This is a genomic window from Pseudomonas grimontii, from assembly GCF_007858185.1.
Lineage (GTDB): Bacteria > Pseudomonadota > Gammaproteobacteria > Pseudomonadales > Pseudomonadaceae > Aquipseudomonas > Aquipseudomonas grimontii.
Map to the genome: position 1 here is coordinate 61,319 of NZ_VFES01000002.1, position 21,446 is coordinate 82,764.

Sequence of the window (21,446 nt, forward strand, 5' to 3'; positions counted from 1 at the left end):
GAACCGCACCAATATGGTGCTAAAGCGTTTAATTTTATAAATCTTGTAACCAATTTGTCATCAATTCAGATACCCAGACCTATGACTGATCTACCGGATACCGACTTCACCCAACGCTTCATCTTCGACGAGAGCGACGCCCGCGGCGAAATGGTTTCGTTGGAGCGCAGCTACGCCGAAGTCCTTGCCAAACACCCCTATCCGGAGCCGGTCGCGCAACTGCTCGGTGAGCTGATGGCAGCTGCTGCGTTGCTGGTGGGCACCATGAAGTTCGACGGTTTGCTGATTCTGCAAGCCCGTTCCGAAGGGCCGATTCCTCTGCTGATGATCGAGTGCTCCAGCGAGCGCGAAATCCGTGGCCTGGCCCGTTATGAAGCCGACCAGATTGCCCCGGACGCCGCCTTGGCCGACCTGATGCCCAACGGCGTCCTGGCGCTCACCGTTGACCCCACCGTAGGCCAGCGTTACCAAGGCATCGTCGACCTCGATGGCAAAACGCTTTCGGAATGCTTCACCAACTATTTCGTGATGTCCCAGCAAGTGGGCACCAAATTTTGGCTCAACGCCGATGGCCAGCGCGCCCGTGGCATGTTGCTGCAACAACTGCCGGCCGACCGTATCAAGGACGACGAAGATCGCGCTGAAAGCTGGCGGCACTGCATTGCCTTGGCCGATACCCTGAAAGCCGAAGAACTGCTGGGCCTGGACAACGAAACCATCCTGCACCGCCTGTACCACGAAGACCCCGTGCGCCTGTTCGACGCGCAAACCCTGCACTTCCACTGCAGCTGCTCTCGCGAGCGTTCAGGTAACGCCTTGGTCAGCCTGGGCCTGGAAGACGCGCAGAACCTGGTGGTGGAACACGGTGGCAATATCGAGATCGACTGCCAGTTCTGCAACCAGCGCTACCTGTTCGACGCTGCCGATGTAGCACAATTGTTCGCCGGCGCAGGTATCGACACGCCTTCCGACACCCGCCACTAAAACGTTTAAGCACAGGTAAATCACCTGACAAATGTCGGATTAGAGGTGTTCTGACGGGAGGGCCCTACTATTTTTGGGCTTTTCTGGCATAATCCGGCCCACTTTTTTCGCGGTAGTAGTGCGCAACTTTCTACTACAAAACGTTTGGAGCACTCGGCCATAGGCCGACGGGGAACCTCATGACGCAAGCCAATAACGCCGTATACACCGATCTGAGTGTTGACGATCTGGTCAAAGAAGCCCTGCAGCGCGGTGAAGGCGTGCTTGCCGATACCGGCGCGCTGGTCGTAGAAACCGGTCACCGTACCGGCCGTTCGCCAGTCGACCGTTTCATCGTTGAAGAGCCTTCCACCCAGGATTCCATCGCCTGGGGCCCGATCAACCGCAAGTTCCCGGCCGACAAGTTCGATGCCCTGTGGGCGCGCGTCGAGGCGTTCAACAACGCGCAGGAGCACTTCGTTTCCCATGTTCACGTAGGGGCTGCCGAAGACCACTACCTGGCCGTGAAGATGACCACCCAGACTGCCTGGCAGAACCTCTTCGGTCGTTGCCTGTTCATCAACCCGGCCCAGTACAACCCGGCCGGCCGTGACGAGTGGCAAGTGCTCAACGTGGCCAACTTCGAGTGCGTGCCTGAGCGTGACGGCACCAACTCCGACGGTTGCGTGATCCTCAACTTCGCCCAGAAAAAAGTGCTGATCGCCGGCATGCGCTACGCCGGTGAAATGAAGAAAGCCATGTTCTCGGTGCAGAACTACCTGCTGCCGGCTTCCGACGTACTGCCGATGCACTGCGCCGCCAACATTGGCGAAGCAGGCGACGTGACCCTGTTCTTCGGCCTGTCCGGCACCGGCAAGACCACCCTGTCCGCCGACGAAAGCCGTTACCTGATCGGTGACGACGAACACGGCTGGGGCGAAGGTGTGGTGTTCAACATCGAAGGCGGTTGCTATGCCAAGTGCATCGACCTGTCCGAGAAGAACGAACCGGTTATCTGGAAAGCCATCAAGCACGGCGCCGTACTGGAAAACGTCGTCATCGACGACGCCAAGCACGCCGACTATGCCGATGTCAGCCTGACCCAGAACAGCCGTGCCGCCTACCCGCTGGAGCACGTTGCCAAGCGTTCCGAGAAGAACCTGGGCGGCGAGCCAAACGCGGTGATCTTCCTGACCTGCGACCTGACCGGCGTACTGCCGCCAGTGTCCATCCTCAGCGAAGAACAAGCGGCCTACCACTTCCTGTCCGGCTACACCGCACTGGTGGGCTCGACCGAAATGGGTTCGGGCAGCGGCATCAAGTCGACCTTCTCCACCTGCTTCGGCGCGCCGTTCTTCCCACGCCCGGCCGGCGAATACGCAGAGCTGCTGATCAAGCGCATCCGCGGCTTCGGCTCCAAGGTCTACCTGGTCAACACCGGCTGGACCGGCGGCGGCTACGGCGTCGGTAAGCGCTTCAACATCCCGACCACGCGCGGCGTGATCGCAGCGATCCAGAGCGGCGCGTTGATCGGTGTTGAAACCGAACACCTCGACACCATCAACCTCGACGTGCCATTGACCGTACCGGGCGTTGAGACCGGCCTGTTGAACCCACGTAACACCTGGGCTGACAAGGCGGCTTACGATGAAGCAGCGAAGGCGCTGGCCGGTCTGTTCATCGAGAACTTCAAGAAGTTTGAAGTGAGCGACGCGATCAAGGCTGCGGGTCCGAAGTTGTAAGATTCGGAAGCGGTTAAAAAGCCGCCCCTTGTGGGCGGCTTTTTTGTGCGTGAAAGGTTAGTCGACGATATGCAGGACCACCGCCCCGACCAGCACCAGCACAACCCCCAGCACTTGCACCGCCGACAACCGCTCCTTGAAAAACACAAACCCCAAGATCGCCGCAATCCCCCCTGATAACGTACTGATCACCGTCACCACCGAAACCGACCCCGCCATCGCTCCCCACGAAAACGCCGAAAATCCCCCCAGGTTCATCAGGCTTGCCCCTGTCAGCGTGGCGCAGTTTTTCAGCGGCGGAATCTTCAGGCCGTCCTTGATCTTCAGCACCATCACCACCAGCACGCACAGCCCTACCAGGTAGCCGAGCCAAAGCATGGTGATCGGCCCCAGCGCGGGCAGTGTGTAGCGACCTTGTAGCCAGAAGCTCGTGCCGTATAGCAACGCGGCAAGCATCGCGTAAGCGATGGAGCGGTTTGAACTGCTGTGCGGGATGCCATTGTCCTTGTGGAGGCTGGAAAGGATCACGCCGATGACGCACAGGGCGATGCAACCGAGTTGGATCAGGCTGATGTGTTCGCCGCTGGCCCAGGACAGCAGTGTGGTGACGACGCCGTAGGACGTCACCAGCGGCGCCACGATGGCGGCTTTGCCCAGGGCGAAGGCCTTGGACAGGGCAAGGGCGCCGGAGACGGTGAACAGTGCGGCGGCAATGCCCAGCAGCCAGACGCTCATCGAGGCGTTCAGGGATTTGAAGAGCAAGGCGGGGAAGATGATCAGCAGCAAGGTCATGATCACGAAGCCGAGGGCCTGGCCGAAGTACACCGCGCGCTTAACGCCCACGGCCCTGGCGTTGAGACCCACGAGGAAATCCGTACCACCCCAGAGCAGGGCGGCCAGCAGGCCCATTGTTACGTCCATGTAAGGTCCTTAGTTGTTTTGAGTGCGGGGCCGGTGTTCGCTCAGCTGAGGTTTTCCAGTGTCTGTGTGTCCCAGCTGTGGGTCTTGATGGCCAGGTAGAGCATGCCGATGGTCAGCGGGACCTTGTCGCCATGCCCCTTGCCCCGGCGTTTGAGGAACACGTCAAAAACCGGTGGGTTAAAGTAACGATAAGTGTCGTAGTCGCCCAGGTCGAGGGCGAATTCCTGCTCCAGCGCTTCCATGAGTTGCTTGGCTTCACTGCCGTCACAGCCCAGGTCGAAATTGAGCGAGGTTTGCAGGCGGACGGTCTTGTGTTTCGGCAGGCCGATTTCTTCGTGCAGCAGTTGCAGGAGTTGCTGCATGACAGGGTCTTCGGGGACGTTGGGGGCGAGGTTCATGGTGGGGGCACGCTGGAGTGGATGAAGGGGCTGGTTGCGTTGGAGGCGGTATTTGTTTCGAGTGATGAAGAGCGCCAAGCCTATCAAGAATACAAAGACAGGTAGGAGGGGCATTCTGAGGATCACCGCTACATAGGGTAGTAGGAACGTCAAAATAAGACCTGTTGTAAGACATGTGACTGCGAAGTGCTTTCTGAGCATTGGGTCTGTGATTTGGTAGTGCAGCACCAAATAGATAATGAGAAAGGAAGCGGATTGAAGGTAAAGGGCCATGTCACTAAGACTCGTCCGAGTAGACATGCATTGAGAGTGTTGACCGCTGAGGCCCTATGCCTCCTCTCACACTGGCATCCAGACCGATGATGATGTCTCCAGCGTGATATCTACGAAGCTTGCCGGAAATCGTATCTCCAACGAAGCCCGCGGTTACGGTTGAAATGGCAATCCCCGGTGCTTTAACCGCTCCGGAGATTATTTGTTTGATGAGCACGTTTTGGTCGTTTAACCGATCGGCCTGATTCCGTCTCAAAGGATGGGAAATCGCGACCGCCATTTCGCATGGCAAATCTCTGGCCAGCATTTTTTCGTACAGCCTACGTATCTGATCGCGCATTTGTCGCGCTGCCGTTTTTGTTTCAAGCAGGCATAGATTGACCAAAGCATGCCGATTGTCAGGCACAACAGTGAAGCGAATCTCTGTGAAGATGACGTCATAGTGGCAGATGTGTTGAGTCCTTTCGATGTTCACAGGTTTCTGCCGAGAAAGTTGAGACCGCGCTATTTTCATTCAGCTACGGGTAACTTCTGTAGAGGGTCAAGCGGGTGTTTGGAGCAGTTTGGGAAGAGGATGTCGCGGTGTTTGGAGGTTTCCTACGGCCGTTTCCGGCATTTGTGGCTTGGCAGTGATTTAACAAGCAAAGCTGGTCGGTTATAGGAGCGAACTTGTTCGCGAAAAACTCAAGGACGCCGCGTTTGTTCTGGTTTACCGCGTCATCGTTGATGATGTTCGCGAGCAAGCTCGCTCCTACAAAGGGTGTTGCTTAGATTTCAGATCGCTCCCACGCAGAGCGTGAGGAACGATCACTGCCCGGCAGGCCTGCTGATACACCGCTCAAAAATCGCCTCCAAGCCCCGATAATCACACGCCACCGCGTCAATATTCGCCGGTATCCATGCCGCGTGTTTGACCAGCCACCAGTTCACCGAGAACCCCGCGTTCACGATGATCTGTTCAAACAAAATCCGCTGCGCCCGGCCGTTGCCCTCGCGGAAAGGGTGGATGACGTTGAGGTCGCCATAAGCTTCGGCAATCTTGCTCACCAACTCGGTTTGGCTGGCGCCGACAAACCAGTTGGCCTCGGCCATCTGCCGGATGATCTTCGCGGCTTCCGGTGGGATGCGTTCCGGGGTGCAGAACAGGGTGTCGCCCTTTTGGATGTTGACGCTGCGTAGCTCACCGGCCCAGTCGTAGACGTCACCGAACAGCGTGCGGTGGATGTGTTGCAGGCGTTCGAGGTCGTAGGGCGGGGGGAAGAGCGGGAGGCTGCCTACGGCGATTTCGGATAATTCCCGCTCAGCCTGGTGCAGGCGAGTTTCGTCGAGCAAATCGAGGCGGTTGCGCAGGACGCTGCTACCGGGATAGCAGTACGGATCCTGGCCCACCCCGTATTTGTCGAGCATCAGCGTGGCGTGTTGCGGTACTTGGCAAGCACGGTTTCGCGGGTCGGCAGGGGTTTGTCGACGTCGGCCGGTTGGGTGTCGAACCCTTCCAGGCGCAGGCTGGCCAGGTAATTGGAACGGCGGATCTTGTGGTAATGATCCTGTTTTTGCTCAAACGTCAGTTCGCTCATCGCAGCGCACTCCTGGGTAGCAAGGTTTGATTGTAGCGCAATGCTTCAACGGGAAGGCGGGATAAAAACCACGTCACATTCTGTACAAAAAATCCGCCGACACTCGGAATTCAGCGTATGTTTCACCGCAAAATCTTGTAGGGCGATTTCCGCCCGCTACTTAAAGGGAGTTAAGCATGGGTTTGCTTCGTGTTGCTTCGGCGATGTCGTTGTGTGCGGTGGCTTTTTCGGTCCAGGCCGGGCAGTTGCCGATCGAAGTGCTCAGTGCGGTGGTCAAGGACCAGAAAATCGCTGATGCCGAAGTGCTGCTGCAACGTAACGGCGCACAGAATGTGGTGGGCCGCACCAACGCCCAGGGCCAGGTGACGCTGACCAGTGAGGCCGCCGATGATGCGAGCAACCTGCTGATCATCAAGAAACCTGGCTACTCCAACCTGGTGGTGAAGTGCCCATGCGCGGGCATGACCTACGCCATCAGCCCGGTGATGGAAAACCTCGATGGCCTGCGTGTGGTGCTGACCTGGGGCAAGACGCCGAGTGACCTCGACTCCCACATGATTTTCCCCGGCAATAACATCTACTTCGAGAACCAGAAGGGTACCGACGCCGAGTTGGATGTGGATGACACCGACAGCTACGGTCCGGAAACCATCACCCTGCAGAAAAAGCACTACGGCGAAAGCTACGTCTATGCCGTGCACGACTACAGCAATGGCGGCAACCCAGGCTCGCGCCAGTTGTCCGACAGCGAAGCCAAGGTGTTCGTGTACATGGGCCAATCGCTGGTGCGTACTTACTACGTGCCTAAGAACCGCAGCGGCAACCTGTGGACGGTGTTCCGCATGACCGGCAGCGGCGACTTCCAGGACATCAACACCTTCAGCGGCGTGACAGTGAATGCCGCCAATGTGCTCAACGAAGTCAAACCGCTGCTGGATGACAGCGTGGCGGTCACCGCAGTCACCGTCAGCTCTTCCGTACAAACCGATGCGAAACGTCTGAACCTTCAGGGCGAAGCGGCCTACCAGGCCGGCAAACTTGACCAGGCCATCGACCTGTTCCGCCAGGCTATCGAGCTGGACAATGGGTTCGGCAAGGCCTACGGCAACCTTGGCCTGGCGTATCAGAAAGCCGGCAACACTGCCGAGTCGATCTGGGCCAACCGCAAGGCTATCGCCCTTGCCACCGGCGCCAATGCTGCCACCGTGCGTGCAGGTGCCTACTACAACATTGCGCGGATCTACGAAGCGGCGGGGCAGTTCGCGGATGCGTTGCGTCACTACCAGTTGGCCAAGGAACAGAAGGCCAATCCGGTGTATGACACGGCGATTGAGCGGGTGCAGAACCGCTGATTCAGCTGTAGCGCAGTTCTGAAATGTGGGCGGGGGGCAATCCCCCTCCCACATTTGGTTTGTGGTGTTCCTACATCCACAGTCGAACTTGTCGAATTTGGCCCAAGGCCATTGCTGCACCCTGTGTATCATCCTGTCTCTTTTTTCCATGCGACCTTTCTCGATTCGCTGAACTTACTGGGCTACGTTTTTAAGCCACTTTCAGCGGTCAATGGAGTGACAGCCTATGCACGACACCCTCCAGCAGGTCTTTGGTTATCCACAGTTTCGTTTGGGCCAGGAAGAAACGGTCAGCGCCGTACTGGCCGGTCGTTCGGCTGCGGCCATTTTTCCTACGGGGTCGGGCAAGTCCCTGTGTTATCAGCTGTCGGCGGTGTTGCTGCCGCACCTGACGCTGGTGGTGTCGCCGCTGTTGGCGTTGATGCAGGACCAGTTGGGCTTCCTGCAGCGCCACGGTATTTCGGCGGGCAGTATCGATTCGGCGCAAAGTCGTGAGGACGCCAATGACGTGATGGCTCGTGCGCGTTCGGGCGAGTTGAAAATCCTGATGATTTCCGTGGAACGCTTGAAGAACGAGCGCTTTCGCAACTTCCTGCAAAGTGTGCAGATCTCGCTGCTGGTGGTGGATGAGGCGCACTGTATTTCCGAGTGGGGTCACAACTTCCGCCCGGACTATTTGAAGCTGCCGGACTACCAGCGCCAGTTCAAGATCCCACAAGCGCTGCTGCTGACGGCTACGGCCACGCCCAAGGTGATTGCCGACATGCAGGCCAAGTTCGCCATTGCACCGGACGACGTGGTCACCACGGGCTTCTACCGGCCTAACCTCAACCTGTTGGTGGAGCCGGTCGCCGGTGCGGACAAACGTCGTCGCCTGGTGCAGTGGATGAACGAGCGGGCCAACCAGCCCAGCATCGTCTATGTCACCTTGCAAAAAACCGCCGAGCAGATTGCCGAGCATCTGAACCGCAACGGCATCCAGGCCGAGGCGTATCACGCCGGCTTGCCCCACGACAGGCGTGAGGGCATCCAGCAGCGCTTCATGGGTGGGCGCTCCAATTGCATCGTCGCCACCATCGCGTTCGGCATGGGCATCGACAAGAGTGACATCCGCAATGTGGTGCATTTTGACCTGCCCAAATCCATCGAGAACTACAGCCAGGAAATCGGCCGCGCGGGGCGTGATGGGCTGCCCTCGGACTGCCTGGTATTGGCCAACCGCGACAGCCTCAATGTGCTGGAAAACTTTGTGTATGGCGATACGCCCGAGCAGGACGGTATTCGCCGTGTGCTGGAGGAGCTACAGGCGGCGAGGAGTGACGGCCAGTGGGAGTTCTTGCTGCGGTCGTTATCGGACCACAGCAACATTCGCGAGCTGCCGCTGAAGACCCTGTTGGTGCAACTGGAGCTCAAGGGCGTTATAGCGCCGCGCTACGCGTTTTATGCCGAGTACCGCTTCAAGTACCTGATCGAACCCGAGGCGTTGCTGGCGCGTTTTTCCGGCGAGCGCCAGCAGTTTGTCGCGGCGATTATCCAAGTGTGCAAGCGCGCGAAAACCTGGGCGACCGTGGATTTCGACGCGCTTTATCAGCAACACAATGCCGAGCGCAGCCGCGTGGTGAAGGCGCTGGATTACTTCCAGGAGCAAGGCCTCATCGAGTTGGAAAGCAAGCAGATGACTGAGGTCTACAGCCTGCTGGATACCGACTTTGACCCACAGGTGTTGAGCGTCGAGTTATACACAGGCTTCAAGCAACACGAGGTGACGGAAGTGGCGCGGATTCACGCCATGCTTGATCTGTTCGCCACTGAGCATTGCCTGGGGCAGCGGCTGGCCGGGTACTTCGGCGATGAAAATGCACCGCAGCGCTGCGGGCACTGTTCTGTGTGCCACGGCCATGTCGCGCATTTGCCGGCGCCGCCGAGCCTGCCGCCGCTTGTGGATAAAAACTTCATGGGGCTGTGCGGTGATTTTATCCACAGGCATCATGAGCACACCGGCCAATTGCCGGGCGCTGAGCGGCTGACACGTTTCCTGGGCGGTATCAGCGTGCCGTTGTTTACCAAGTTGAAGGCGCGGGGCATTCCCGGTTTTGCTGCGCTGGAGGACTACCCCTACGCCGATGTGCGTGAGTGGGCCCAAGCCCATTTGAATGACCTGTAACCCTACTTTCATGAGACGTGCCCATGCCTGACTCAATGCCGCAACGCGCCGATTACCGTCACTTCCAGCCAATCATCACGCGCTGGCACGACAACGATGTGTACGGCCATGTGAACAATGTCACGTACTACAGCTTCTTCGACACGGCGGTGAATACCTACCTGATCGAACAGGGTGGGTTGGATATTCATGACGGTGAGGTGGTGGGGTTTGTGGTGAGTTCGGCGTGCGATTACTTCGCATCGATTGCCTTTCCCGACCGCGTGGAAATCGGCCTGCGGGTGGGCAAGTTGGGCAACAGCTCTGTGCAGTACGAGTTGGCGGTGTTCAAGGCAGGCGAAGAGGATGCCTGTGCGGCGGGGCGCTTTGTGCATGTGTTCGTGGATCGGGGGACTAACCAGCCGGTGACGATCCCGGGGTTGTTGCGCGAGGCGTTGCAGCGGTTGGTGGTCTGACTTCGGCCTGCAGGCACCACGGAACTCAATGTGGGAGGGGGCTTGCTCCCGATAGCGGTGGGTCAGGCAGCACACGAGTGGCTGACTCTCTGCTATCGGGAGCAAGCGCCCTCCCACATTGGTTTTGCAGTGTTCTTTAGCGCTTACCGGTGACGGTAGTGATGCTTGTTCTTGCGATGCCCGTAGGCATGGCCGCGGCCGCGATGGTCATCGCGGTCATAACGGCGGCTATCACGACCACGACGATCATCGTCATCACTCTTGTTGCCCATGTAGTTGCCCAGCGCACCACCCGCGCCACCACCGGCCGCTGAACCGATCAGTGCTCCGGTGCTGCCGCCGACACTGCGGCCCACTACGTTACCGCCGGCTGCGCCCAGTGCGCCACCAATGGCTGCTTCACCGCGGCTGCGCTTGTCGGCGCCGACCGCGCTACCGCCTGCGCCACCCAGGGCCGCGCCGATGGTCGAACCGGTGTTGCCGCCCAACTGCTGGCCGACAACCGAGCCTAGAACCCCGCCCAATGCGCCGCCCACACCGGCTTCGGTGGTGCCGCCGGCCATGGCTGCGCCACTGACCAGGCCAAGGGACAACAAGAGAATCGAGGAGAACTTCATAGAGAGACCTCAAGAGGATGACGGCGCGATCCTGAGGCTGTATTGACATGGTTACAATAGAAATCCGACCAGTAACACGAGTTGTACACAATTCTATAAGTTACTGTTTTAACTGGGGAACTTAAGTGATTTTTGCGAGTCTTTAGCTACTTCGGAACGGCCGCTTTTATGCAAAAGCGGCCTTTTTTGTGTCCGAAATGATCAGTCAGGCCGAACGCGCCATGATCAGCCCATTGTCACTCGCAGCTTCCAAACGTATCGCCACGAACTTCGACGTCGGTGTATGGCTGCCGTCCCCGGTGCTTTCCAGCGGCACCAGCGGGTTCACTTCTGGGTAGTAAGCCGCAGCCTGCCCCGCCGGAATATCAAACGCCAACAAGGTGAAGCCCTTCACCCGACGCTCACGACCGTCTTCCCAAAGCGACACGATGTCTGCCTTCTGCCCCGGCTTGAAGCCCAGGCGGATGATGTCGGCTTCGTTGACGAACAGCACGTCACGCTGGCCTTTGACCCCGCGATAGCGGTCGTCCAGGCCATAAATGGTGGTGTTGTACTGATCGTGGGAGCGCATCGACTGCATGATCAGGTCCGGAACGCGGCCCGTGGCGTGAGTGCGCTCGTGGATCAGGTCCTTGGGCAGGATGTTGGGGCGGAAGTTGGCGCGGCCCGAAGGCGTGTTCCAGCGTCGTGCACCGGCGGAGTTACCCAGGTAGAAACCACCGGGGTGTTTAAGGCGCTCGTTGAAGTCCTTGAAGCCTGGGATGGTATCGGCGATCAGGTCGCGAATGCGGCTGTAATCGGCCACCAACCAGTTCCAGTCCACCGGTTTGCTGCCCAAGGTCGCGGCGGCGATGCCGGCGAGGATGGCCGGTTCCGATTTCATCAACTTCGACAGGGGCTGCAGTTGGCCGTTGGAGTCGTGGACCATGCTGAACGAGTCTTCCACCGTCACCGCTTGCGGGCCTTCGGCCTGGATGTCGATGTCGGTGCGGCCCAGGCACGGCAGGATCAGCGCGTCTTTGCCGTGCATCAAGTGGCTGCGGTTGAGCTTGGTGCTGATCTGCACGGTCAGGTCGCAATTGCGCAGGGCTTCGAAGGTGCGCGGGCTGTCCGGGGTGGCTTGGGCGAAGTTGCCGCCCAGGCCGATAAACACCTTGGAGCGGCCTTCGAGCATGGCGTGAATCGCTTCCACCACGTTGTGCCCGTTGGTGCGCGGCACCTGGAACTGGAAGCGGCGCTCCAGGGCGTCGAGGAATGCCACCGGTGGACGTTCGTTGATGCCCATGGTGCGGTCGCCCTGCACGTTACTGTGGCCACGCACCGGGCACAGGCCGGCGCCGGGGCGGCCGATGTTGCCGCGCAGCAGCATCAGGTTGGCGATTTCCTGGATGGTCGGCACCGAGTGGCGGTGCTGGGTGATACCCATCGCCCAGCACATGATCACGTTCTTGCCCTTGGCGTACATGCGCGCCGCTTGCTCGATCTCGACCAGGGGCAGGCCGGACTGGGCGACGATTTCATCCCAGGACGTATCGTCGATCTGGCCCAGGTAATCCAGCACGTTGGCGGTGTGTTCATTGAGGAAGGCGTGGTCGAACACCGCGTCCTTGCCTTCGGCTTGAGCCTGGCGTTCCCACAGCAGCAGGAACTTGGCCATGCCGCGCAGAATCGCCATGTCACCCCCCAGCGCCGGGCGGAAGTACGCGGTGTTGGTCGGCTTGTCGCCGTTGGTGAGCATTTCCAGCGGGTGCTGCGGATGCTGGAAGCGTTCCAGGCCACGCTCTTTGAGTGGGTTGATACACACCACCTGGGCGCCGCGTTTCACCGCTTCACGCAGCGGTTCAAGCATGCGTGGGTGGTTGGTGCCGGGGTTCTGGCCCCACACGAAAATCGCATCGGCATGCTCGAAGTCATCAAAGGTCACGGTGCCTTTGCCGACGCCCACGCTCTGCGCCAGGGCCACGCCGCTGGCCTCGTGGCACATGTTCGAGCAGTCCGGGAAGTTGTTGGTGCCGTAGGCGCGCACGAACAGCTGGTACAGGTACGCCGCTTCGTTACTGGCACGGCCCGAGGTGTAGAACTCCGCCATGTCCGGGCTGGGCAGGGCGTTGAGGTGTTTGCCGACCAGGTCGAAGGCCGCCTCCCAGCTGATGGGGGTGTAGCGGTCGGTTTCAGCGTCGTAGCGCATTGGCTCGGTCAGGCGGCCCTGGTACTCGAGCCAATAGTCGCTTTGCTCCAGCAACGCGGTGACGCTGTGTTTGGCGAAGAATGCCGCATCGACCCGGCGCTTGGTGGCTTCCCAGTTGACCGCCTTGGCGCCGTTCTCGCAGAACTTGACCATGCCGCTTTCCGGCGAGTCGCCCCAGGCGCAGCCCGGGCAGTCGAAGCCGCCGTTCTGGTTGGTCTTGAGCATCATGCGCAGGTTTTTCAGCGCGTTGTCGCTGGTCAACCACGCCTGTGCCACGCTGATCAGCGCGCCCCAGCCGCCAGCCGGGCCTTTGTAGGGCTTGTAGCGCGGGGTTGGGGTTTGGTCGGCTTGATGATGATTGCTCACGGCTGGTTCTCCATCGCAGGGCTGTAGACCCGCGGCGCACTTTTCTGCGGCAGGTGGATGAGATTGAGGTTATGCCGGCGGGCCCATTGCAGGGCCAAGCCGGTGGGCGACGACAGGCTGACCAGGGTCTGGATGCCCGCGCGCAGGACTTTCTGGATCAATTCGAGGCTGCAACGGCTGGTGACAATCGCCAGCCCGCCGTCGGTCGGGATCTGTTGGCGAATCAGCGCGCCGATCAACTTGTCGAGGGCGTTGTGCCGGCCGATGTCTTCACGGCCCATCAGCAATTCACCCTGGTTATTCATGAACACGGCCGCATGCACTGCGCCGCTGTACTGGCCCAAGGGCTGGAACGCACTGATGCGCTGGCGCAGGCCGTCGAGCCATTCGGCAGGCGGCAAGGGCGCGCCGGGCAGCACTTTAAGGTCCGGCAGGGCCTGTTCCACTGCTTCCACTCCGCACAGGCCGCAGCCGCTGGTGCCTGCCAATTGGCGGCGCTGCTGCTTGAGGTTCCAGAACGCACGGCTGGAGATCTGTACCTGAGCGTATTGGGTCGAGCCCGAACCGCTGAGTTTCAGATCATAAATGTCGCTAACGTCGGCGATAATGCCGCTGCCGATGCTGAACCCAACAATAAAGTCTTCGAGGTCCGTCGGCGTGACGAGCATGACTGCCTGGCTGATGTCGTTATAGGCAATCGCCAACGCCACTTCTTCCGCCAAGGCTGTGCTGGCGACTTCGGTGTGTTCAAGGTTGCAAAACTGGTAGCTCTGGCTGGCGACGGGCGCGGACGTTTGCGGAGCAGGCGCCGCGCAGACTGGGCGCTTGGCGTTCATGGGGCAGTACCACCGGCGGATTGATCAGTGTTTAGACTAGGCGCGACAAAGCGTCGCGTCTAATTGCCAGTACTGATCTACCGATAGATGACGTCGATCAAGACTTTGTTTGCGATTTCTGAAACAGCGCGAAACACGCCTCCGCCAGCGCCGAGCGAGGCGCGCTGCGCCGCATGATCAAGCCCAGGCGCGCCAGGGTGTGGGCGTCTTCGATAGGTTGCAGGCGCAAGTGTTCGGTGAGGGCGTCGAGGCCGCCGTCCAGCGGCATGACTGCGCAGCACAGCCCGCCATGCACAGCTTGTAACAATTGATGGACGGCGTCGGTTTGTAACAGGGGCTGCGGGTGCAGGCCCCGGCTGTGAAAGTTGTGGTCGATGGACTGACGGAAGTGCATGCCACTGGTGAGCATGCCCAGGGGCAGTTCGATCAATGCCTCCCAGCTCAGCGGCTTGTCGCCAAAACTGAAATAGCGCTGGTCGTAGAGCAGGCCCATGCGGGTTTCGCCAAGGGCCAGGGAGTCGAAGCGTTCGTTGTCCAGGCGGTCGAGGTAGGACACCCCCAGGTCCAGGCGATTGCTCGCCAACTGTTCGAGGATCTGCTCGGAACTGAGGGCCGAGAGTTCAAAGCGCAGGCTCGGATGCTCCTTGTGCAGTTGTTGCATCAATGCCAGCGGATCAAAGCTCGACAACGGCACCACACCCAGGCGCAGCGTCCCCACCAGGTTGCCACGACAGGCGGCTGCTTCGGCCTGCAAGCCGTCATAGGCCGCCAGCACCGTGCGTGCCCAGGCCAGCACCCGTTCGCCAGGGGCGGTAAAGCCTTCGAAACGCTGGCCGCGATTGACCAGTGGCAAGTCCAGCTCTTCTTCAAGGCTGCGTAGACGCATCGACAGGGTCGGCTGGGTGATGTGGCAACGCGCCGCGGCCTGGCCGAAGTGACGGGTCTCGTCGAGGGCGATGAGGAATTTCAGCTGCTTGATGTCCATCTTCGCTCCAGGGCTTATTCCAATGGCGGGGGGATTCTAGCGCGTTTGGGTCTTTGGTCGGGCTGGAACCCAAGCGTTTAGGGTTGGTCTAGTCTTTGGCATCTGGAAATCAAACATCAAGGAGAGCGCACCATGAGTCTTTTGAGCTTTGTAAAGGAAGCCGGCGAGAAGTTGATCGATCTGTTGACGCCGGGTAATGCAAACGCCAGTGAGCAGTTGAAGGAACACGTGGCGAAGGTGGGTCTGGGTAATCCGAATGTGCAGACCACGGTGGATGGCGACAAAGTGACCGTAACCGGTGAAGTCGCGACCCAGGAAGAGAAAGAGAAGATTCTGCTGGCGCTGGGCAATATTGCCGGTGTGGCCAGTGTGGATGACCAGATCACCGTATCCGGCCCGGCGGTTGCCGCCGCCCGTTTCGTCGTGGTGAAAAAGGGCGACACCCTCAGCGCGATTTCCCTGACGGTGTACGGCAACGCCAACCTGTACAACAAGATCTTCGAGGCCAACAAGCCGCTGTTGTCCCATCCAGACAAGATTTACCCAGGGCAGACGCTGCGTATTCCTGAGTAATACATAAAGTAAAAATGTGGGAGGGGGCTTGCTCCCGATGACGGCGTGTCAGTCAAGGAAGCTTTGATTGACACACTGCCATCGGGAGCAAGCCCCCTCCCACATTTGATCAGAGCCCGACAATGAGATCCCGGTAATCCTCGACTGCTGCAAATTCCCCGGTGTCCTTCGGCCCTTTTTGGCTGTCCGGTTCTTTCACCGCCAGCAAATACCCCACGCCAAACGCCTGTGCACTGCGCAGGATCGGTAAGGTATCGTCGATAAACAGGCTGCGGGCCGGGTCGAACTGGATGTCGGCTTGCAAGGCGTCCCAGAACTGTGGGTTTTCCTTGGCGAAACCATAGTCGTGGGAGCTGATCAAACGCTCGAAATACGGCGCCAGTTCAATGCGTTCCAACTTCAATGACAGCGAATCACGATGGGCGTTGGTGATCAGGATCACGCGCTTGCCCGCCTGTTTGATTGCCGCCAGGAAGGTATCGGCATCCGGGCGCAGGGCGATCAGGTGGGCGGTTTCCAGTTTGAGTTCGCGTACCGGGATGTTCAGTTCCGCACTCCAGAAATCCAGGCAATACCATTGCAACTGTCCGGCGTTACGCTCGAACAGAGGCTGCAACTCCATCTCGGCCATGGCCTGGCTCACCCCGTGCAGCTCGGCGTAGCGCTGGGGCAGGTGCTCCATCCAGAAGTGGTTGTCGTAATGCAGGTCGAGCAGGGTGCCGTCCATGTCCAGCAGGACAGTGTCGATGGCGTGCCAGGGCAAAGAGGGCATGGGGCGGTCTCATGTAAGTAGAAATATCCGACACAGACAATCGGAAAAGCCACGGTATAGTAACCCGATCACGCCAAGGAGCCGCTTATGCGCCAGAAACCCACCGTCCTCGCCCGCGAAATAGTCGCCAGTAGCCGTTTGTTCCGCGTGGAGGAAGTGCAATTGCGCTTTTCCAATGGCGTTGAGCGGACCTACGAGCGCCTGGTGGGCCGCGGTGCCGGCTACGGCGCGGTGATGATCGTGGCGATGATCGACGAAGATCATGCATTGCTGGTGGAAGAGTACTGCGGCGGCACCGATGAATATGAACTGTCCTTGCCCAAGGGCTTGATCGAACCCGGCGAAGACGTGCTGGCGGCGGCCGACCGTGAACTCAAGGAAGAAGCCGGCTACGGCGCACGGCAGTTGGAACACATTACCGAGCTGTCGCTGTCCCCTGGCTACATGAGCCAGAAAATCCAGGTGGTGCTCGCCACCGAACTCTATGAAGAACGCCTGGAAGGCGATGAGCCCGAGCCGATGCGCGTGGAGCGGGTCAACCTGCGCGAGCTGTCGCAGCTTGCGCAACGCGAGCAATTCAGCGAAGGCCGCGCCCTGGCGGCGTTGTATCTGGTACGAGATTTGTTGATTCAGCGTGGAGCGTTTACCGCATGAGCGAACTGTTTTTAGGCCACCCGTTTATCGCCCCTGTGATCGAGCTGGCTCGCCAGGCGGGTGAAGTGATCCTGCCGTACTGGCGCGCCGATGTGGCGGTGACCTCCAAGGCCGATGATTCGCCGGTAACGGCGGCCGACCTGGCCGCCCACCATCTGATTCTCGCAGGCCTCACCGCACTCGACCCGAGCATCCCGGTGCTGTCCGAAGAAGACGCCGACATCGACCAGAGCGTACGCGCCGGCTGGCAGCGTTGGTGGCTGGTGGACCCGCTGGATGGCACCAAGGAATTTATCGCCGGCAGCGAAGAGTTCACCGTCAATATTGCCCTGATCGAACAAGGCCGCGTGGTGTTTGGCGTGGTGTCCATGCCCACGAGTGGCCGTTGCTACTTCGGCGGTGCGGGCCTGGGGGCGTGGCGTTCCGATGTGAACGAAGCGCCCAGGCAGATCCAGGTGCGCGAGGCGCCGGCAGTGGGTGAGGCGTTTACCGTGGTCGCCAGCCGTCGGCATACCAGCCCCGAGCAAGAGCGTTTGCTGGATGGTTTGAGCGAAGGGTTGGGGGAGTTGAAGCTGGCGAATATCGGCAGTTCATTGAAGTTCTGCCTGCTGGCTGAGGGCAGTGCTGATTGCTACCCGCGCCTGGCGCCGACTTCGCAGTGGGATACGGCTGCGGCGCAGGGCGTATTGGAAGGGGCGGGCGGCGAGGTGCTGGAGTTGAGCGGAGAGCCGTTCAGCTATCCGGCGCGAGCATCGCTGTTGAATCCGTTCTTTTTGGCATTGCCTGCAAAGGCGGCGTGGCGTGAGCGCTTGCTGACCTTGGCCCGCTCTTAAGACCTCAGCCGATCTAAATGTGGGAGGGGCGGTGCGACGATTCGACTTGCTCCCACATTTGTTTTGTGTATTGGCTTCTAGCGGTGCAGGACGTATTGGCCGGTGAACGTAACGGCCCGCTCTTCACTGCCCTCATTCACGATCCACGTGTCCAACGCCAGCCGCGCCCGGCCATAGCGCTTGTAGGTGGCTAAAAAGCGCTTCCACACCTTCTCCTCCGGCGCCGCGCAAATGGCGGTCGCGTCTTGCGTCACCGGCAGCGGATAGCTGATCTGCCCTTCCTGAATCACGATATGCCCGTCTTCAATCCCTTCCTCGCGCAGTTGCAGGTGCATCCAGCCCCAACCCGCCAGCACCGCGCCGCAGTAGAGGCTGCCGCCGAACATGGTGCTCTTATGGTTGATATTGGCTTGCAAAGGCAGGTGCAGCCGCAGTTGCCCGTCTTGCCAGTCGAGTACCTTGAGGCCCATTTCGCGGGTCAGGGGGATGTCGTGGTGGAGGATGGATTCCAGGTAACGGCTGTTACGGCTCATGGGGGCCTCTTGGTGGGTGGGCAGGGTCATTCGTCGTCAGCGCTTTGGTTGGCGAAGTTCAGGCCGTGCTTGCGCAGTTTGTCGTGCAGGGTCTTGCGCGGTACGCCAAGTGCTTCGGCGAGGCTGCGCATGGAGCTGTGGGGGCGGGTCAGTTCGGCGGCGATCAGGCTTTTTTCGAACTGCTCGACCTGCTCGCTCAAGCCGCCCGGTGTGGAAGTCAGCACGCCGCTGGCGGGACTGTCCGGCGTGTTGTCCAGCGCCAACTCCAGGCCCAGGGCAAAGCGCTCGGCGGCGTTCTGCAATTCGCGCACATTGCCTGGCCAATTGTGGCGTAACAGCAGCGCGCGCTGACCCGGTTGCAGCTCGTGCAACGGCAGGCCATGGCGGCTGCTGGCTTCGTCGGCGAAGTGCTGGAACAGCATCAACGCATCTTCACCGCGTTCGCGCAGGGGTGGGATGCGCAGCGGCGCGACGTTGAGGCGGTAGTACAAGTCCGCCCGGAAACGGCCCTGGTCGGCGGCCTGGCGCAGGTCTTCCTTGGTGGCGGCGATGATGCGTATATCCAGCGGGATCAGTTGATTGCCGCCGAGGCGCTCCACCACGCGCTCCTGCAACAGGCGCAGCAGCTTAACCTGCACATCCAGGCTCATGCTCTCGATTTCATCGAGGAACAACGTGCCGCCGTTGGCGAATTCGAACTTGCCGATGCGGCGTTTCTGCGCGCCGGTAAAGGCGCCGGGCTCATGACCGAACAGCTCGCTTTCGACCACCGACTCGGCCAGCGCTCCGGCGTTGATCGCTACAAACGGCCCGCTGCGCCGGCTCGACAGGTCGTGCAGCGCCCGGGCCACCACTTCCTTGCCGGCGCCGGTTTCGCCGAGGATCAGCACATCGGCGCGGGTCGCGGCCAGGGCGCCGATCTGCTCGCGCAGGCGCAGCATTTGTGGCGAGTGCCCCACCAGGCGGGTGCTCAGTTGCTGGCGGTCACTGAGGGCCAGGCGCAGGCTGCGGTTGTCCAACACCAGGCGGCGCAGGGCCAGGGCGCGGCGTACGCTGTCGAGCAGGGCGTCGCTGGCGAAGGGTTTTTCGAGGAAGTCATATGCCCCCGCGCGCATGGCCTGCACCGCCAACGGCACGTCGCCGTGGCCGGTGATCAGCAGCACCGGCAGGTCCGGATCCTGGCCGTGCAGCTCGGCCAGCAGCTCCAGGCCGTCCATGCCGGGCATGCGGATGTCGCTGACCACCACGCCCGGCCAATCCCGCGACAGGCGTGCGGTGAGGCCGGTGGCTTCGCCCAGGGTCAGGACGTTCAGCCCGGCCAGGTCCAGGGTCTGGCACAGGGCCTGACGCAAGTGTGGATCATCGTCGATCAACACCACCTGAATCTGGTTATCGATACTCATACACTGCGGTCCTCGGACGGTTGCAGACTGACGCCCGGCGAGCCGGCGCGCAATTTCAAGGTTAACAGCGCACCCCCTTCCTTGTGGTTGGCAAACAGCAGTTCGCCGCCAAAGGCACGCATCAGGGTCTCACAGATCGCCAGGCCCAGGCCCAAGCCCTGGGTGCGCGTCTTGGTGGTGTAGAACGGTTCGCTGGCACGGCCCAACGCTTCCATGCAAAAGCCTGGGCCATTGTCGCGAATGTACAGGTTGACGCCCTGGGCGGTGGTTTCGGCACTGAGCCACAGTTTGCGCGGCGGGCCTTTTTCGGTAAGGGCGTCGAGGGCGTTGGCCAGCAGGTTGCCCAGTACCTGGCGCAAGCGGGTTTCGCCGGCCTGCACCCACAGGGTCGCTTCCGGCAAATCGCGGATCAGCTCGACTTCCATCGACCGCCGCCGCTTGGCCAGCAGGGCCAGCGCATCGTCCAGCGCCGGTTGCAGGGCCACGCTCTCCGGGGCATGGCGATCGCGTCGGGCGAAGGCGCGCAGGTGGGCGATGATCGAGGCCATGCGCCCGGTCAGTTCGCTGATCAGCTTGAGATTGCCCCGGGCATCGCTGGTGCGCTCGTGGTCGAGCAGGATCTCGGCGTTTTCCGCGTAGCTGCGAATCGCCGCGAGAGGTTGATTGAGTTCGTGGCTGATACTCGCCGACATGGTGCCCAGCGCCGACAACTTGCCGGCCTGTACCAGGTCATCCTGGGCGCGCACCAGTTCCTGCTGGGCGTGCTCGCGCTCCAGCACTTCCTGTTTCAAGCGCCGGTTGAGGCCTTCCAGGTCACTGGTGCGCTCCGCGACGCGCATTTCCAGCTCGCGGCGGGCCTTGGCTTCGAAGGCGATGCGTTCCAGGTAGTGGCGACGGCGCTGCATCATCAGGCCCAGCAGCAGCATCAACACCAGCAACGTGGCGCCGCCCACGGCAACCACCGTGCGCACCGGGCGGCTGATCAAGGATTGCGGTGCCAGGATTTCCACATTCCAGCCGGTTTCGGCAATGGCGGTGGATTGGCGCAGCCATGCGCTGTTGCTCAGGCTCAGGGGTTGCGGGTCGCGTGTGGGGTAGGGCTGGATGGCAATGATGGCCTGGCGTTCTTCGGCGGTCAGTGGCCGGGTGGCACGGAAGCGCCATTGCGGGCGCGACGTAAGGATCACCACGCCGTTATGGTCGGTGACCAGCAGTTGTTCCGGGGTATTGCCCCACAGGCTTTCGGTGTGGTCCAGGTCGACCTTGACCACCAGGACGCCGATGATCGTGTCGCCATCGCGCACGGCGGCGGCGAAGAAATAGCCGCGCTTGGCCGAGGTGGTGCCCAGCCCGAAAAACCGCCCCAGGCGTCCGGCCATGGCTTCGCTGAAATAGGGCCGGAACGAGAAGTTGCGTCCGACGAAGCTGTCCTGTTTGTCCCAATTCGACGCGGCGAGGGTCTTGCCGGTGGTGTCCATCAAATACATCACTTCCACCCCGGCCTGGGCGGCGACGTCCTTGAGCAGCAGGTTGGCGTTGACCAGGTTGGTGCTGACTTGCGGCGCACTCAGTGCCGTGCGCAGGGCCGGCAAGTCGCCGAGGATCTGCGGCAGCACTTCATAGCGATGCAGGGTGCCCAGCAGGTTGGCGACGTACAGGTCTAGGGTCTGGCGGTTTTGCCCGGCCAGTTCGCTGCGATAGTAGCGCTCGGCCAAATGCTCCAGCGGCCACAGCAGCGGTGCCAGGCACAGGGCCAACAGGGCGAGGCTGCGCCAGCGGGGTCTTCGCGGAAGGGGTGGAGTCATGGGAGTCGTGCGCCTGTGGGTACAGGCGCATTATGC

The 21,446-nt window shown here is 60.7% G+C and carries 21 protein-coding genes; 8 read left to right on the forward strand and 13 right to left on the reverse strand.

What is annotated here, in order from left to right; all coding sequences use genetic code 11:
* Window positions 1–81 precede the first annotated feature (81 nt).
* Both hslO and FIV39_RS04520 read left to right on the forward strand, forming a co-directional pair.
* Window positions 82–984 (forward strand): Hsp33 family molecular chaperone HslO, encoded by a 903-nt coding sequence (gene hslO / locus FIV39_RS04515; protein ID WP_090401093.1) that lies wholly within the window; start codon window positions 82–84, stop codon window positions 982–984.
* A gap of 179 nt (window positions 985–1,163) precedes the next feature.
* Window positions 1,164–2,705 (forward strand): phosphoenolpyruvate carboxykinase, encoded by a 1,542-nt coding sequence (locus FIV39_RS04520; RefSeq protein WP_090401092.1) that lies wholly within the window; start codon window positions 1,164–1,166, stop codon window positions 2,703–2,705.
* Window positions 2,706–2,762: 57 nt separating this feature from the next.
* Here FIV39_RS04520 and FIV39_RS04525 read toward each other — a convergent pair whose 3' ends face one another.
* From FIV39_RS04525 to FIV39_RS04550, 5 genes are all read right to left on the reverse strand, one after another.
* Window positions 2,763–3,614, reverse strand: coding sequence for a DMT family transporter (locus FIV39_RS04525; protein ID WP_090401091.1), 852 nt, complete (start codon window positions 3,612–3,614; stop codon window positions 2,763–2,765).
* A 53-nt stretch (window positions 3,615–3,667) separates the two neighbouring features.
* On the reverse strand, window positions 3,668–4,024 hold the full coding sequence (locus FIV39_RS04530; RefSeq protein ID WP_090409817.1) for a DUF1493 family protein: 357 nt from the start codon (window positions 4,022–4,024) through the stop codon (window positions 3,668–3,670).
* 277 nt (window positions 4,025–4,301) lie between these two features.
* The gene (locus tag FIV39_RS04535) at window positions 4,302–4,772 is read right to left on the reverse strand and encodes a hypothetical protein (protein ID WP_090401090.1); all 471 of its coding nucleotides are present in this window, start codon (window positions 4,770–4,772) and stop codon (window positions 4,302–4,304) included.
* A gap of 332 nt (window positions 4,773–5,104) precedes the next feature.
* Window positions 5,105–5,704: a putative adenosine monophosphate-protein transferase Fic gene (locus FIV39_RS04545; RefSeq protein WP_090401089.1), complete on the reverse strand. Its 600-nt coding sequence runs from the start codon at window positions 5,702–5,704 to the stop codon at window positions 5,105–5,107.
* Window positions 5,704–5,874 (reverse strand): YhfG family protein, encoded by a 171-nt coding sequence (locus FIV39_RS04550; RefSeq protein WP_083221252.1) that lies wholly within the window; start codon window positions 5,872–5,874, stop codon window positions 5,704–5,706. The genes FIV39_RS04545 and FIV39_RS04550 overlap by 1 nt, the downstream gene beginning before the upstream one ends.
* 176 nt (window positions 5,875–6,050) lie before the next feature.
* Between FIV39_RS04550 and FIV39_RS04555 the strand changes: the two genes are divergently transcribed.
* From FIV39_RS04555 to FIV39_RS04565, 3 genes are all read left to right on the forward strand, one after another.
* Window positions 6,051–7,226, forward strand: a complete 1,176-nt coding sequence (locus FIV39_RS04555) for a tetratricopeptide repeat protein (RefSeq protein ID WP_090401088.1) — start codon at window positions 6,051–6,053, stop codon at window positions 7,224–7,226.
* Between the two features lie 226 nt (window positions 7,227–7,452).
* Window positions 7,453–9,390 (forward strand): RecQ family ATP-dependent DNA helicase, encoded by a 1,938-nt coding sequence (locus FIV39_RS04560; protein ID WP_090401087.1) that lies wholly within the window; start codon window positions 7,453–7,455, stop codon window positions 9,388–9,390.
* A gap of 23 nt (window positions 9,391–9,413) precedes the next feature.
* Complete coding sequence (locus FIV39_RS04565) at window positions 9,414–9,845, forward strand: acyl-CoA thioesterase (RefSeq protein WP_090401086.1); 432 nt, start codon at window positions 9,414–9,416, stop codon at window positions 9,843–9,845.
* Between the two features lie 143 nt (window positions 9,846–9,988).
* On the opposite strand, the gene FIV39_RS04570 is transcribed toward FIV39_RS04565, so the two are convergent.
* The 4 genes from FIV39_RS04570 to FIV39_RS04585 all read right to left on the reverse strand — a co-directional run bounded on the left by FIV39_RS04570 (window position 9,989) and on the right by FIV39_RS04585 (window position 14,837).
* Window positions 9,989–10,462 carry a glycine zipper domain-containing protein gene (locus tag FIV39_RS04570; protein ID WP_090401085.1) on the reverse strand — a complete coding sequence of 158 codons (474 nt, stop codon included), beginning with the start codon at window positions 10,460–10,462 and terminating at the stop codon, window positions 9,989–9,991.
* Between the two features lie 205 nt (window positions 10,463–10,667).
* Entirely contained in the window at window positions 10,668–13,016 is a 2,349-nt protein-coding gene (locus FIV39_RS04575; RefSeq protein ID WP_090401084.1) for an FdhF/YdeP family oxidoreductase, read from the reverse strand.
* Window positions 13,013–13,852, reverse strand: coding sequence for a formate dehydrogenase accessory sulfurtransferase FdhD (gene fdhD / locus FIV39_RS04580; protein ID WP_090401083.1), 840 nt, complete (start codon window positions 13,850–13,852; stop codon window positions 13,013–13,015). The genes FIV39_RS04575 and fdhD overlap by 4 nt, the downstream gene beginning before the upstream one ends.
* A gap of 97 nt (window positions 13,853–13,949) precedes the next feature.
* Window positions 13,950–14,837 carry a LysR family transcriptional regulator gene (locus FIV39_RS04585; protein ID WP_090401082.1) on the reverse strand — a complete coding sequence of 296 codons (888 nt, stop codon included), beginning with the start codon at window positions 14,835–14,837 and terminating at the stop codon, window positions 13,950–13,952.
* Window positions 14,838–14,969: 132 nt separating this feature from the next.
* On the opposite strand from FIV39_RS04585, the gene lysM reads away from it, so the two are divergent.
* A complete protein-coding gene (lysM, locus tag FIV39_RS04590; protein ID WP_053140321.1) occupies window positions 14,970–15,410 on the forward strand; it encodes a peptidoglycan-binding protein LysM in 441 nt (146 codons plus the stop codon).
* 109 nt (window positions 15,411–15,519) lie between these two features.
* Here the strand turns inward: lysM and yrfG are convergent, their stop codons facing one another.
* On the reverse strand, window positions 15,520–16,182 hold the full coding sequence (yrfG, locus tag FIV39_RS04595) for a GMP/IMP nucleotidase (RefSeq protein ID WP_090401081.1): 663 nt from the start codon (window positions 16,180–16,182) through the stop codon (window positions 15,520–15,522).
* Between the two features lie 87 nt (window positions 16,183–16,269).
* On the opposite strand from yrfG, the gene nudE reads away from it, so the two are divergent.
* Window positions 16,270–16,836 carry an ADP compounds hydrolase NudE gene (gene nudE / locus FIV39_RS04600; protein WP_090401080.1) on the forward strand — a complete coding sequence of 189 codons (567 nt, stop codon included), beginning with the start codon at window positions 16,270–16,272 and terminating at the stop codon, window positions 16,834–16,836.
* Window positions 16,833–17,669 carry a 3'(2'),5'-bisphosphate nucleotidase CysQ gene (cysQ, locus tag FIV39_RS04605; protein WP_090401079.1) on the forward strand — a complete coding sequence of 279 codons (837 nt, stop codon included), beginning with the start codon at window positions 16,833–16,835 and terminating at the stop codon, window positions 17,667–17,669. Before nudE ends, cysQ begins: the two co-directional genes overlap by 4 nt.
* A gap of 77 nt (window positions 17,670–17,746) precedes the next feature.
* Here the strand turns inward: cysQ and FIV39_RS04610 are convergent, their stop codons facing one another.
* The 3 genes from FIV39_RS04610 to FIV39_RS04620 are packed head-to-tail and all read right to left on the reverse strand — an operon-like array spanning window position 17,747 to window position 21,410.
* On the reverse strand, window positions 17,747–18,202 hold the full coding sequence (locus tag FIV39_RS04610; protein ID WP_090409815.1) for a YiiD C-terminal domain-containing protein: 456 nt from the start codon (window positions 18,200–18,202) through the stop codon (window positions 17,747–17,749).
* Between the two features lie 26 nt (window positions 18,203–18,228).
* Window positions 18,229–19,605: a sigma-54-dependent transcriptional regulator gene (locus FIV39_RS04615; protein ID WP_090401078.1), complete on the reverse strand. Its 1,377-nt coding sequence runs from the start codon at window positions 19,603–19,605 to the stop codon at window positions 18,229–18,231.
* Complete coding sequence (locus FIV39_RS04620; RefSeq protein ID WP_090401077.1) at window positions 19,602–21,410, reverse strand: sensor histidine kinase; 1,809 nt, start codon at window positions 21,408–21,410, stop codon at window positions 19,602–19,604. Before FIV39_RS04620 ends, FIV39_RS04615 begins: the two co-directional genes overlap by 4 nt.
* Window positions 21,411–21,446: the final 36 nt, after the last annotated feature.